Consider the following 13,183-nt stretch of genomic DNA (forward strand, 5'->3'; position numbering starts at 1 on the left):
TTGGCGTATTGTATATACAAATAGAATCGAGGGTATGTACCACCTATTTGCCTAGTTTCACCAGAATCACCAATCATAATCATGCCATAGGGCCTATGGATAGAAGGAGGATTAAACATGCGTGATGACAAGTTTGCCAAAGAAGGATTAACATTTGATGATGTGCTTTTGATGCCGGCCGAGTCGAATGTCCTGCCGAATGAAGCGAATACCAGCCTATATCTTTCAGACAGGATCAAGCTGAACACGCCTCTCATCAGTGCCGGAATGGACACAGTTACTGAGGCTGACATGGCTATTGAAATGGCCCGGCAAGGCGGTCTGGGCATCATTCATAAAAACATGTCGATTGAGGATCAGGCAGAGCAGGTTGACCAAGTAAAACGGTCCGAAAGCGGCGTCATTACTAATCCATTTTTTCTGACACCCGAGCACCAGGTTTATGATGCCGAACACCTTATGGGGAAATTTCGCATTTCTGGTGTTCCGATTGTCAATAATCATGAAGATCAGCAATTAACTGGTATTTTAACGAACCGCGATCTGCGTTTTATTCTGGATTATGCCATGCGTATTCAGGATGTCATGACGCACGACAATCTGATAACCGCTCCTGTTGGGACAACCTTAAAAGAAGCTGAACACTTGCTGCAGAAACACCGGATCGAGAAGCTGCCGCTGGTTGACGATCAGGGCAAGCTTGAAGGATTAATTACGGTCAAGGATATTGAAAAAGCGATTGAGTTCCCGAGTGCTGCAAAAGATGATCAGGGGCGTCTGCTCGCAGGAGCTGCTGTTGGCGTTACGGGAGATGCTATGACGCGGATTGAAAAACTTGTTGAAGCGGGTGTTGATACCATTGTTATTGATACAGCCCATGGTCATTCAGCAAGTGTGCTTGAAAAAATCCGCACAGTACGTGCAGCGTACCCGGACTTGGCGATTATCGCCGGAAATGTGGCAACAGCTGAGGCTACGGAAGAATTGATTAAGGCTGGTGCAACGGTTGTTAAAGTGGGAATCGGTCCTGGTTCAATCTGTACAACCAGAGTTGTTGCAGGCATCGGTGTCCCGCAAATAACAGCTGTTTATGATTGTGCAGTTGCAGCCTCGCGGTATAATGTCCCGGTCATTGCTGATGGCGGCATTAAATACTCAGGTGAGATTGTCAAGGCCCTTGCAGCAGGTGCGCATGCTGTGATGCTGGGCAGTATGTTTGCGGGGGTTACGGAAAGCCCTGGCGAGATGGAGATTTTTCAAGGCAGATCGTATAAAGTTTATCGCGGCATGGGGTCCGTCAGTGCTATGCAATCAGGCTCTAAAGACCGCTATTTCCAGGACGCAGAAGATGCTAAAAAACTTGTACCTGAAGGCATTGAAGGCAGAACGGCCTATAAAGGACCACTCGCTGATACGATCCATCAGCTGATTGGCGGATTGCGCGCAGGCATGGGTTATTGCGGAACAGCCACAATTGACGCTTTAAGAGATGACTCCCAGTTTATCCGGATTTCCAACGCTGGCCTGCGGGAAAGTCATCCACACGATGTGCAAATCACAAAGGAATCACCAAATTATTCATGAGGCTGAGATACTAAAAACGTCTGTCGTACAACAAAAAATCAGGTGAATGAATAGTCCCGATAAAAGGGCTCTATGACGCCTGATGGGATGAATAGATAGGGCTTTTTCCCTGTCTATTTTTTCCCGTGTTTTTATGATAAACTATCAGAAGTATCATAATAATTGACTTTAAGCAAAAGGTGGAGGTAGAAGAGAGTGACACACAACGTGAAGAAACGGTTGTCACTATTACTGGCAGTGGCGGTAATGGTGACAATAATAGCGGTGCAGCCGTTAGCCGTAAAAGCAGCAGACGAAGTAGACATCGAGGGCGGATCAGCGATACTGGTCGATTATGACACGGGGAAAGTTATGTATGCCAAAAATCCCGATACGTCCCTGCCTCCAGCTAGTATGACCAAGCTAATGACCGAATATCTTGTGCATGAAGCTATTGATGAAGGTCAAATCAGCTGGGATACAACAACAAAAATCAGTGACTACGTTTATAGCATATCTGCCGACACAGCTACTTCAGGCGTTGGCTTGAAGAAGGATAAGGCCTATACAGTTAAAGAATTGTATGATGCTATGGCGATTAATTCAGATAACGCCACAACGATTGCTCTGGCTGAATTGGTAGCTGGATCTGAAGGTGAATTTGTCAAGATGATGAATGACAAAGCAGATGAAATCGGCATGACGGATACGAAATTTGTTAATTCAACCGGACTCGCCAATTCCTCTCTTGGTGATAATGTGCCTGAGGGAACTGACCCGGATGCCAATAATCTGATGTCATCCCGCTCGGCAGCATTACTCGCATATCGTCTGGTACATGATTATCCAAAGGCTCTCGATGTGACGAAGAAACCTTCAATTAAATTTGAAGGCAAGAAGGTTACGAATTGGAACTGGATGCTTGATCATGATAAGGATGCTGCCAGTTCATTGCGCCAATTCTATTATAAAGGGGTGGACGGCTTAAAAACTGGCCACACCGACCTTGCTAAATATTGCTTTACTGGCACAGCAGAACGGAATGATAATCGTTTGATATCTGTTGTGATGAAGACGAAAAGTATGGAAGCACGTTTCAAGGAAACAGCCAAACTTTTGGATTATGGCTTTAAGCAATTTGAAACGGAAGAAGTTTTCCCAGCCGGTTTCAAGCTTGATGATCAATCGTCTGTCTCTGTTGCAAAAGGCAAAGCTGACACAGTTGATGTCGCTACAAAAGAAGCATTCAAGACGCCGGTTAAAGGAGACGAGGCTGACGATTACAGTCTGACATATCATTTGGATAAGGATAAGCTGAATGACGCTGGTGAACTGACGGCACCAGTTGAAAAAGGTGACCAGGTCGGAACAGCCGAAATCAGCTACGATGGTGATCATGATTACGGTTATATCACGTCAGGTGATGGTAAAAAAACAGTTGCGTTAACAGCTCAGAGTACAGTTGAAAAAGATAACTGGTTTATGCTGACACTTGGCGCTATCGGCAGTTTTTTTGGTAATATTTTTCATACAGTCGCTGATACAGTGAAAGGCTGGTTTTAACTGAAAGGGAACAGGTTAATGATTGGAAAGGCTCGATTACTCAAGTGAGTTTACTTAGAGCAGGAGGGGTTTACATGGATGAGCAGAAGCAAGGGGCAGTTGAAATGCCGCAGCGCGGTGTTATTATGGATGTTGTTAATGCTGAACAGGCTAAAATAGCTGAAGATGCCGGAGCCGTTGCGGTTATGGCACTTGAACGTGTTCCATCAGATATTCGCGCAGCGGGTGGTGTAGCGCGCATGGCCAGCCCGGAGATTACGAAGGAAGTTATGAACGCCGTTTCGATTCCGGTTATGGCAAAAGCGCGGATTGGCCATATAGTCGAAGCACGTGTTATGGAAGCGATGGGTGTTGATTATATTGACGAGAGTGAAGTTCTGACACCAGCAGATGATACTTATCATATACAGAAGTCGGCTTATACCGTTCCGTTTGTCTGCGGCTGCCGCAACCTGGGTGAGGCTGCCCGCCGTATGACAGAAGGTGCTTCGATGCTGCGTACAAAAGGTGAGCCGGGTACAGGCAATATTATCGAAGCAGTGCGCCACATGCGCCAGGTGCAGTCGGAAGTCCGGAAACTTACAGCAATGTCCAGCGATGAAGTGATGACATACGCAAAAGAAATAGGCGCCCCATATAACCAGCTTCTGGCCATTAAAGCACAAGGCCGTCTGCCTGTAACCAATTATGCAGCTGGCGGTGTTGCAACACCAGCTGATGCAGCCTTAATGATGGAACTGGGAGCAGATGGTGTGTTTGTCGGATCTGGCATTTTTAAGTCTGATAATCCGCAGAAGCTTGCTAATGCCATAGTCCAGGCAACCTCTCATTATACCGATTACCAACTGATCGGTGAGCTGTCGCAGGATCTTGGAACAGCTATGAAAGGGATCGATGTTGGAACATTGGAAGGACAGGACCGTATGCAGGAGCGCAGTGAATAGATTTTTCATCTGGTGGTATAATGCCTATACTTGCATATGTTCTTTAAATCAGCTATCCTTTAACAAAATGATTAAACAGTTATGACAGGAATCAGTAACATGCTGGCTTTAACCCAGAGAGTCGGTGGCAGGTGGAAACCGATGAAAGCCGCATGTGAATCCATCCTTGAACTGACTGGCTGAATGCAGCTTAGGCCAGTCCGGCAATCGCCGTTATCGTGTTAAAGCCGGAAGCATACTGATGCTTCAATAAGGGTGGCAACGCGGGAAGTAAACTCCCGTCCCTGTTTTATCAGGGACGGGAGTTTTTATGTTGCTGGAAGACATACCAGAGAAGAGGAGCGATGACGATGCTGGATCTGAAATATTTGCGGAATAACTTTGAGGAAGTCGAGGCAAAGTTAGCTCACCGCGGTGAGGATTTATCTGAACTGAAACGATTTCGGGAACTTGATGAGCGGCGCAGAACGCTCATTTCGGAAACCGAAAAACTGAAAGCAAAGCGCAATGAAACATCCAAACAAATTTCAGTCCTGAAAAAAGAACAAAAAGATGCGGAAGAGACGATTCAGGAAATGCGGGAAGTCGGCGAGCAAATTAAACAATTGGACTCAGAACTAAAGGAAATCGAGAGCACATTGGAAACCATTATGCTGTCCATCCCGAATATTCCCCATGAAAGTGTGCCAATCGGTGATGATGAGGATGATAATAAGGAAGTGCGGCAATGGGGCAATGTGCCATCCTTTGATTTTGACAAACAAGCACACTGGGATATTGCTGATGACTTGGACATTCTTGATTTTGAACGGGCTGCTAAAGTAACCGGAAGCCGTTTTGTATTTTATAAAGGATTAGGGACACGTCTGGAGCGGGCCTTAATCAACTTTATGATGAACTTGCATGCTGATGAACATGGTTATACAGAAATGATGCCGCCGCAGATTGTTAATCGCACAAGCCTGACCGGGACTGGACAGTTGCCCAAGTTTGAGGAAGATGTGTTCAAACTGGAAGATCATGATTATTTTCTGATTCCAACTGCGGAAGTGCCGGTTACCAACTTTCACCGGGATGAAATTCTAGCGAGTGATGAGCTGCCTAAGAAATATACAGCCTATAGTGCTAATTTCCGGTCTGAGGCTGGATCTGCGGGCCGGGATACACGCGGACTGATTCGCCAGCACCAATTTAATAAGGTCGAGCTGGTTCATTTTACACTGCCGGAGGATTCATATGAAACGCTGGAAGTGCTGACGGGTCACGCTGAAACAGTGCTGCAGCGGCTGAACCTGCCGTACCGGGTTATGAGTATGTGCACTGGTGACCTTGGCTTCACGGCTGCCAAGAAATATGATATTGAAGTCTGGATGCCAGCGCAGGATACGTACCGGGAGATATCATCCTGTTCTAATTTTGAGGACTTTCAGGCGAGACGTGCAGGCATTCGTTTTCGGCGTGAGCCAACCAGCAAACCGGAATTTGTTCATACATTGAACGGTTCGGGAGTCGCTGTTGGCCGGACTGTTGCTGCCATTCTGGAAAATTACCAGCAGGAAGACGGATCGGTTGTTATTCCGGAGGTGCTGAGACCGTATATGGGCGGAAAAGACATTATCAAGCCCTAGAACAAATCACATGAGGCTGGGAATCAACTCTAAAAACGCGTGACAGTAACATAAGCGGGGGAGATCCCAGTCTCTTTCCCTTAATTAGCATAAGAGCCACAAAAATTTACTATAAATCGTTGACATGAGCTCACGTACATGGTAAATTATAATCTGTCTTCATTATGGAGGTATACCCAAGTACGGCTGAAGGGATCGGTCTTGAAAACCGACAGGCGGGTCAAACCGCGCGGGGGTTCGAATCCCTCTACCTCCTCCATTCATTTAAATCGCATAAAATTTGGAGATAATAATACCACCTAACCGTTACAATTCGTTGTAGCGGTTTTTAAATGTAGTGTACACTTTATTTTTTGAAACTTGACAACATTCAATCGAACGTGTATAGTACATAACCATACACTGCATATACCTCATTTCAGCTTGTTAGCGTCATCATATTTAAACGGTGAAGAGGTCAGTAGCAAAACGCTCCCGAAAGAGATTGGAATTCACCGGCTGCGAAATTCCATCGGTTCTGGCGCTTGTGAAACCTGCCTTGGAGTTGTCAGATAAACCTGACCGCAGCTTTACTGCGTTATCATAATCAAGTGGGCATGCCCAGGCATGTCAACAAAGGTGGTACCACGGAAACACCCTGTATCCGTCCTTTAGAGGGATGGACACAGGGTGTTTTTTATTAGATTGGAGGAGGTCTGACTATGATTGAAAAAATGGCTTTTATTGGAGCAGGGTCGATGGCGGAGTCAATTCTAACAGGCATTTTGGCCAGTGATTTTTTGGCAAAGGAACGAATTTATGTCACGAATAAGTCTGATCACAATCGGCTGGCATTTTTAAAAGATCATTATGCCGTTAAGCAAACGGATGATACTAAAGAAGCGGCGGCGGGTGCTGATGTGGTGGTTATAGCTGTTAAGCCTCATGATCTGGAGGATGCTGTCACATCAATTAAGGACTGCTTAAATGCTGATCAGCTGCTTATTTCGGTTGTAGCAGGCGTCTCCACCGATGCCATTTCTGGGTTGCTGGATCAAAAGATACCGATCGTCCGGGCAATGCCCAATACATCATCAGCCGTCGGGCAGTCGGCCACAGCAGTTACGCGCGGAGATTTTGCCGGAGCGGGTGATTTACAGACAGCCCTGGCCTTGTTCAATACAATTGGAACAGCAACAGAAGTAGCGGAGACGTCCATGCATACTGTGACCGCGATTTCAGGAAGCGGTCCTGCCTATGTGTATTATTTGGTGGAAGCGATGGAAAAGGCAGCAGTGCAGACTGGTCTGGATTATGACACAGCCCATGATTTAATCACACAGACGATTATAGGTGCGGGTGAAATGCTGCAGACATCAAGCTTGAGTCCGTCTGAGCTGCGGGACAAAATCACGAGTCCTGGCGGCACCACTCAGGCTGGACTGGAAAAATTAGACGATCATCATGTTCAAGCAGGTGTCGAAAAGTGTGTTGAGCACGCACGCGAACGGTCAGTGGAATTGGGGAAAAAGCTATAAGCACATCCCTATTCCATTTGCGTTTTCAGGTCACAGACGAGCTTTCCACTTATGTGACTGTTCGATAGAATTTCCGACTTTCTCTAATATGGGCTCAATTGAAGCTTCTTGTTCCAGTAAATCGTAATCGGAAATATCAATACGCAGAATTGGGCAGGCGTTAAAGTTATTAATCCAGTCTTCATAACGGTTATAAAGTTCTTCCCAATAAGAAGTTGGTGTGTTTTTTTCCATGTCGCGGCCGCGATTTTGAATGCGCTCGATAATGCTGTCAAACGAACCTTCCAGATATATCAGCAGATCCGGGTGCGGGAAGTATGGGGTCATGACCATGGCTTCAAACAAGTTTGTATATGTTTCATAATCTGCTTTGGACATCGTGCCATTATCGTAATGCATTTTGGCAAAAATGCCAGTATCTTCATAAATCGACCGGTCCTGGATAAAACCGCCGCCGTATTCGAAAATCTTTTTTTGTTCTTTAAATCGTTCAGCCAGGAAATAAACTTGCAGATGGAAGCTCCATCGTTCAAAATCCTCATAAAATTTGCCGAGATATGGATTTTTATCGACTTTTTCAAATGATGTTTTGAAATTTAGCGCGTTTGCCAATGCTTTGGTCATAGTGGATTTCCCGACGCCGACCGTACCAGCCACTGTAATAATACTGTTATGCGGAATGCCATATTTATCTCGTAAATTCATGATTATGAGCTCCTTTTATGTGCGGATTAGCCTGAAAATCAGTCAATTGTTTGGTTACACGGTTAATGATGGCTTCAAGGTCCTGTTGATAGCTGATAAAGTCCATGTCATCACCGTTAATCCGAATAATCGGGATATCTGGGTGACGTTTTTCGAATTCGTCCATATAGAATTCATAGTCCTGTGCAATCTGAGCCAGGTAGGACGTCTCAATATTTTGTTCAATAACCCGTCCACGCAGGCGGATACGTTTTAAAATGGTATCCAGACTGGCATGCAAATATATCACGATGTTGGGTAAGGGCATGTCCTCTGTTAGTATCCCATAAATTTGTTCATATTTGGTGAACTTATCAGAAGGCAGGGTTCGCCTGGCAAAAATCATGTTTTTAAATATATGATAATCAGCGATAACGCCTTGGTTTTGCTTGAGGTAATAGCGTTCAGTATCTTCCAGTTGCTTATAGCGGTTGCAGAGGAAAAACATTTCTGTCTGGAAGCTCCACTCCTCGATGTTGTCGTAAAATTTTCCCAGAAATGGATTTTCGTCGACAATTTCTTTCAATAGATGGACGTTTAGATAAGCCGACAATTTTGCGGCTAGTGATGTTTTCCCAATGCCAATCGGCCCTTCAACCGCAATAAACGGTGCCTCTGCCATAACATTCCCTCCCGTCAGATGAAGATTATTCGACAGACGACCCTAATTCTAGCATATAAAAAAGACCAGTTCCATCTCAAAACAGCTTTCACCTTTGCATTTTACTTTAAATTTTGTATAATATATTATGTGCTTTTTCATCAGCCGTACAGCTATTTAAGTAATTGGCCGTGTGATTAACATGCCCCTGTAGCTCAGCGGATAGAGCGTTGGCCTCCTAAGCCATGTGCGCAGGTTCGATTCCTGCCGGGGGCATCAAAAACACCGCTATGGCAGGACTTGTGACCGGTGATATAGTCGCAAGCCTTACTGGCCATCACACGGATTCGACTTAGTAAAATAGAACAGAGGACGGTTCATTTTTAGCCCTCTTTCCGTTTCTTAACTCGGAAAGGGGATTTTTGTATTTCCGGTTCAAAACACAAAAACAAGCCAATTGTGAAGCGTAGAACAGTACCGCAGGAGTTAACAGATACAAGTATTAATTTAACGCTCACAGATGCCTTGGAGTACGTTATTTCATTTAAAAAATCAGTGGGATGCCGGCAGCGCACTTTAGATGATTACAGAATTGCTTTTAACGATTTTTCCGAATACCTAGACGAGAAACAGCCGGAATTTTCATTGTGAAAGTATTTGTGATTCATATTGCTATTTTGGATGTTAATTTTAAAATAATTAAGATTTATTTATGGAATTTTTTTGAAGGTATTAAAATGTTTATGCTAAAATATACGCAGTGTAAGCATTGTTAAGCACGCGGACCAGATAGCTTAGTAAAAGGGGTATAATGGGAAGCTAACGAGCAGAAGGGTTAGGGGCTTATTCAATGAGATACTTCCTGAAGTTAAATGTTATTAGTATTCTATACGCTCTTATGATATTTGTTCCTCTTGAACTTATGCTAAATGTGTATAGAATTAGCAGATTAACAAATTGGGAAATTGGCACGGTTAATATTTTGACTGGTGTAATATTAATCGTCGACGTTATAGGTGGTACAATACTACTTGTTTTCTTAACAAAAAAGTGGCTGGGTGAGCGAAAAGCAAACTTTTGGACAGTCATCCTATGGGTACCCTATTTTGTTCTGTTTATTTATATATTCGCATCCTTATTTCCGATAACTTATGGTGGAGATGCCCCTAATCCTGTTACTGGTCTTTTAGCGATGGGAGGATTTATTGTCTATCCGTTTTATATACTAATTCTCAACTTTTTTAGTATGATCAGTGGTGATAAAACGATTAAGACTGCCTAAATAAAAAGGATTGTGCAAAATTGTACTTAACGAAACGGGGGCAGTTGTGGAATAAAATACTGCTCTCTAAAGTATTGAAACGTCTCTTTCTTTTTAAAAAGTTAAAATGAAAACTAAAATATAACCAACGCAGGAGGGGAAAGCATCAATAATAAGATTAAACTGTTTATATACATAATAATATTAACTCTCTTGTGCAGTGGATGTACCTCTGAGTCGGATGGTCTAATTCCTGATAATAATTATGCTCAATTATTTATAGAAAAAAAGCTATCCGAAGATGTCGAATATAAAAAAATATGGAATAAGGAAAAGCTGAACAAAGTCAGAGATTCACTTAATTCTGTTTCAGTAGAATCTCCCGGAAGTCAAAAAACAAAAGAAATTAAAAATAATTTAAATGAAAAAGGAGCATATATATTATCATTCTTGACGCAAAAGGATTTAGATAATAGAACGACAGAATCAGTTTTTTATTTAGCTTTATTAGAAAATGGACGTATTGTTTATTCCGATCATAATGACCACGATGAAATGAGGATACGATTAATGTCCGTAAAAAAGAAACCTAAATTAGTTAAAGGAATTATTGAAAAGCTTTACAATACCGAATAGAATACCTAAACCCATAAAGACCATCAAAAATAACTAAGAATACGAATGAATAAGGGCAAACTCTGCATTTCTGGAGACTTTTTGGTAGTAAAACCCTCAATTCGATTGAGGTGATCCATAGTGTCACTATTCAGCTAATCCGCAGCATAAGCAGTTAACACTTTTTTCGCGTTGTGTACGTTCACTAAGTTGCGATGATTAGAGTCCATCTCGACGTAAAAAGGCGCAATTCCAGCGAAGTGAATTGCGCCTGTCGTTATATGCATTTTGTGTGTTTTATTCGGTGGTGCTGGTTTCATCTTTTGCTGATTTCGGCACATCCGAATGCCCGGTGTCGAAGGATTTCTGATCTGCTTTATGTTTATTCAAATCAGAGTGACCGCTGGATACATAATCGTCCAGTAACGCTTTTAAGTCGATGCCGGTCGTTTCTTTCAGCGATTCCTGAATACCTAGCATCGTTGTCGTGACGTTATTCGCCACTTTGGATGAGCCGCCTTGCGAGTCGCTGCCGCCCATGTCGATAACCTTCATATCCTGAATTTGCGCAATAGGGGCAGCGACTTTCTCAGCATACTCAGGCAGGACGTTGATAAGCATCTCCACAACCGCTGCTTCGCCGTATTTCTCCATCGCCTCGGCCATGCGTTCTTTGGACTCCGCATCGGCCAACCCCTTCTGGCGAGTGACTTCTGCTTCTGACTCCCCTTTGATGCGTTCCTTTTCCGCTTCTGCTTCGGCTTCTTTCGTTACTTTATATGCATCAGCGTCAGCAATCGAGCGCCTGCGTTTGTTTTCTTCCTCTTCCAGTTCGACTGCACGCTGCTTTTCAATGTATTGCACCTTCAGTTCTTCATCTTTCACCTGCTGGGCAAGCCGCTGCCGTTCCAGTTCACCTGCCTGCTCAGCATTAGCATTGGCGCGGTTTGTCTCTTTCTGAAATTCGGCCTCTTTAATGTCTTTGTCTTTTTTAGACTGGGCAACCACTGTCAGGCGATGATTTTCTTCTTTTTGCGCCTCTTGGTCGTTTTGGGCCTGATAGATGCGCGTTTCTTTTTTGGCGTCGGATTCCGCTTGGTTGGCTTGCTTTTGCACCTCGGCAATATGCGGTCGGCCCAATGCATCAATATAGCCATTTTCAGTATCAACATCTTCTACATCATTCAATGCAAACGATGTGATTTCAAAGCCCATGCCTTTCAAATCGGATTCAGCAATCTTCTTGACCTGTGTGTTAACCTCTTTAAAATCATTGTAAATCTTCTCAATGGAAAGTGATGCTATAATAGCCCGCAAATGGCCATTCAAAACGTCCTTAAGTTCCTCCTCGCGTTCATTCTGCTTTTTGCCGAGAAATTTTTCTGCGAAGTTTGCCATGATTTGCAGTTCACTTCCGATACTGATAACGGCTGTGCTGACGACCCTTACTGGAATCCCTTCTCTTGTATATGCTTTTTCAGAATCCACCTTTAGCTGAAATGATGTCAGATCAATAGGCGTTGCTGTCTGGAACATACGCAGCCGATACCCGCCGCCGCGAATAATTTTGACCGAGCGGCCATTTTCATCCTGAAAAATGTTTCGCTCCTTCTCCGGATCACCTAGCTTGGGTCCTGTGACAATCAAGGCTTCATTGGAACTTGCGGTTTTGTAGCGAATCCGAAAAATAATAAATGTAATAATCCCTGCAATGAGTGCTAGGGCTACAATAATTGCCAGAATTATTAAAGTCAGCGCGTTCTCAAAAATAAAATAACCCCCTTAAGACATATTAAGTATTTCACTTATTTATTCAATAACTGCTTTCTCAAGAAATTTTCGCTTCTATCATAGTATTCACATCAGCGCTATTTTAGAAGTTTGGCAAAAGTTAATTGTTACAATGACGCGCTTATGCTGATTATCTTCTGCGATGCGAGCCTGATTGTCATCGACGATAATGCGGTGAATTCCAGTGTCGAAGCCGAACTTGACGAAGATGATGATCGCCGTATTTACGAAGTTGAATTAGAAATGACAGATGGAGGAGAGGCAGAAGCAGAAATCGATTCCCCTGATGCTGGGGTGTTCGCTGAGCTGCCTGCTTGGCTGAGGATAGCTGGTTTACTATAATCATTAATGTGATCATTTTAAGCAGATCTTTGCCAGGATATCAATCACTGTATTGGTTAACATAACCTGAGAAGGAGTGATTTCTAATGGGTAAAAATATAGCAACTGTTATCACTGATATGTTTGAAGATGTTGAGTACACCGAGCCAGCTAAAGCTTTTAAAGATGCTGGGCATCATGTCGTAACGATTGGCGATGAAAAAGGACGCCAGGTTACGGGCAAAAATAAAAAAGAGACTGTCACGATTGATGAGCCGATTGATCAGGCTGATCCGGATGATTTTGATGCCCTCTTTATCCCGGGTGGTTTTTCACCGGATGTGCTGCGTGCGGATGAACGTTTCGTTAAATTTGCGAAACAGTTTATGGATGAGAAAAAGCCAGTATTTTCCATCTGCCACGGTGCGCAACTGCTGATTACGGCAAAAGCGCTGGAAGGGCGCGATGCTACTGGTTTTAAATCGATTCAGGTGGACATGGCATATGCAGGTGCTAATGTCCATGACCAGGAAGTTGTCGTCTGCAGCGATCAATTAGTCACAAGCCGCGAGCCGGACGATATTCCTGCATTTAACCGGGAAGCATTGAAACTTCTGGCCAGCTGATAAACACTA

12 protein-coding genes, 2 tRNA genes and 1 other annotated feature are annotated in these 13,183 nt (G+C 43.7%); of the genes, 11 read left to right on the plus strand and 3 right to left on the minus strand.

The genetic code is table 11. From position 1 onward, the window contains the following. Positions 1 to 117: 117 nt before the first annotated feature. The 6 genes from guaB (at position 118) to proC (ending at position 7,215) form a co-directional block, all read left to right on the plus strand. Complete coding sequence (gene guaB, locus ACZ444_RS00710; protein ID WP_382358031.1) at positions 118 to 1,584, plus strand: IMP dehydrogenase; 1,467 nt, start codon at positions 118 to 120, stop codon at positions 1,582 to 1,584. Positions 1,585 to 1,779: 195 nt separating this feature from the next. Next, the gene (locus ACZ444_RS00715; RefSeq protein WP_382358032.1) at positions 1,780 to 3,126 is read left to right on the plus strand and encodes a serine hydrolase; all 1,347 of its coding nucleotides are present in this window, start codon (positions 1,780 to 1,782) and stop codon (positions 3,124 to 3,126) included. 74 nt (positions 3,127 to 3,200) lie between these two features. Next, positions 3,201 to 4,070, plus strand: a complete 870-nt coding sequence (gene pdxS, locus ACZ444_RS00720) for a pyridoxal 5'-phosphate synthase lyase subunit PdxS (protein ID WP_382358033.1) — start codon at positions 3,201 to 3,203, stop codon at positions 4,068 to 4,070. Positions 4,071 to 4,142: 72 nt separating this feature from the next. Further along, positions 4,143 to 4,359: a binding site (T-box leader), on the plus strand. A gap of 61 nt (positions 4,360 to 4,420) precedes the next feature. Then, complete coding sequence (serS, locus tag ACZ444_RS00725; protein ID WP_382358034.1) at positions 4,421 to 5,698, plus strand: serine--tRNA ligase; 1,278 nt, start codon at positions 4,421 to 4,423, stop codon at positions 5,696 to 5,698. A 166-nt stretch (positions 5,699 to 5,864) separates the two neighbouring features. Beyond that, positions 5,865 to 5,957 (plus strand) — tRNA-Ser (locus ACZ444_RS00730). A 442-nt stretch (positions 5,958 to 6,399) separates the two neighbouring features. Continuing rightward, positions 6,400 to 7,215 carry a pyrroline-5-carboxylate reductase gene (gene proC / locus ACZ444_RS00735; protein WP_382358035.1) on the plus strand — a complete coding sequence of 272 codons (816 nt, stop codon included), beginning with the start codon at positions 6,400 to 6,402 and terminating at the stop codon, positions 7,213 to 7,215. Between the two features lie 30 nt (positions 7,216 to 7,245). On the opposite strand, the gene ACZ444_RS00740 is transcribed toward proC, so the two are convergent. Next, positions 7,246 to 7,920: a deoxynucleoside kinase gene (locus tag ACZ444_RS00740; protein WP_382358036.1), complete on the minus strand. Its 675-nt coding sequence runs from the start codon at positions 7,918 to 7,920 to the stop codon at positions 7,246 to 7,248. Further along, positions 7,904 to 8,581, minus strand: a complete 678-nt coding sequence (locus tag ACZ444_RS00745) for a deoxynucleoside kinase (protein ID WP_382358038.1) — start codon at positions 8,579 to 8,581, stop codon at positions 7,904 to 7,906. Before ACZ444_RS00745 ends, ACZ444_RS00740 begins: the two co-directional genes overlap by 17 nt. Before the next feature lie 183 nt (positions 8,582 to 8,764). Between ACZ444_RS00745 and ACZ444_RS00750 the strand changes: the two genes are divergently transcribed. The 3 genes from ACZ444_RS00750 to ACZ444_RS00760 all read left to right on the plus strand — a co-directional run bounded on the left by ACZ444_RS00750 (position 8,765) and on the right by ACZ444_RS00760 (position 10,457). Continuing rightward, a tRNA-Arg gene (locus ACZ444_RS00750) sits at positions 8,765 to 8,836 on the plus strand. 646 nt (positions 8,837 to 9,482) lie between these two features. Then, complete coding sequence (locus tag ACZ444_RS00755) at positions 9,483 to 9,842, plus strand: hypothetical protein (RefSeq protein WP_464433498.1); 360 nt, start codon at positions 9,483 to 9,485, stop codon at positions 9,840 to 9,842. 192 nt (positions 9,843 to 10,034) lie between these two features. Beyond that, positions 10,035 to 10,457: a hypothetical protein gene (locus ACZ444_RS00760; RefSeq protein WP_382358041.1), complete on the plus strand. Its 423-nt coding sequence runs from the start codon at positions 10,035 to 10,037 to the stop codon at positions 10,455 to 10,457. A 276-nt stretch (positions 10,458 to 10,733) separates the two neighbouring features. Here ACZ444_RS00760 and ACZ444_RS00765 read toward each other — a convergent pair whose 3' ends face one another. Beyond that, on the minus strand, positions 10,734 to 12,083 hold the full coding sequence (locus ACZ444_RS00765; RefSeq protein ID WP_382358042.1) for a flotillin family protein: 1,350 nt from the start codon (positions 12,081 to 12,083) through the stop codon (positions 10,734 to 10,736). Positions 12,084 to 12,317: 234 nt separating this feature from the next. On the opposite strand from ACZ444_RS00765, the gene ACZ444_RS00770 reads away from it, so the two are divergent. Together ACZ444_RS00770 and ACZ444_RS00775 are read left to right on the plus strand one after the other, a co-directional pair. Then, the gene (locus ACZ444_RS00770; RefSeq protein WP_464433500.1) at positions 12,318 to 12,569 is read left to right on the plus strand and encodes a PepSY domain-containing protein; all 252 of its coding nucleotides are present in this window, start codon (positions 12,318 to 12,320) and stop codon (positions 12,567 to 12,569) included. Between the two features lie 86 nt (positions 12,570 to 12,655). Continuing rightward, the gene (locus ACZ444_RS00775; protein ID WP_382358044.1) at positions 12,656 to 13,174 is read left to right on the plus strand and encodes a type 1 glutamine amidotransferase domain-containing protein; all 519 of its coding nucleotides are present in this window, start codon (positions 12,656 to 12,658) and stop codon (positions 13,172 to 13,174) included. The last annotated feature ends 9 nt before the right edge of the window (positions 13,175 to 13,183 follow it).

The organism is Lentibacillus kimchii, assembly GCF_055381965.1.

Coding starts and splice junctions, on each gene's coding strand:
- pdxS (WP_382358033.1), top strand. CDS start 3,201: ATGGATGAGCAGAAGCAAGGGGCAGTTGAAATGCCGCAGCGCGGTGTT.
- ACZ444_RS00740 (WP_382358036.1), bottom strand. CDS start 7,920: ATGAATTTACGAGATAAATATGGCATTCCGCATAACAGTATTATTACA.
- proC (WP_382358035.1), top strand. CDS start 6,400: ATGATTGAAAAAATGGCTTTTATTGGAGCAGGGTCGATGGCGGAGTCA.
- ACZ444_RS00745 (WP_382358038.1), bottom strand. CDS start 8,581: ATGGCAGAGGCACCGTTTATTGCGGTTGAAGGGCCGATTGGCATTGGG.
- guaB (WP_382358031.1), top strand. CDS start 118: ATGCGTGATGACAAGTTTGCCAAAGAAGGATTAACATTTGATGATGTG.
- ACZ444_RS00755 (WP_464433498.1), top strand. CDS start 9,483: ATGCTAAATGTGTATAGAATTAGCAGATTAACAAATTGGGAAATTGGC.
- serS (WP_382358034.1), top strand. CDS start 4,421: ATGCTGGATCTGAAATATTTGCGGAATAACTTTGAGGAAGTCGAGGCA.
- ACZ444_RS00775 (WP_382358044.1), top strand. CDS start 12,656: ATGGGTAAAAATATAGCAACTGTTATCACTGATATGTTTGAAGATGTT.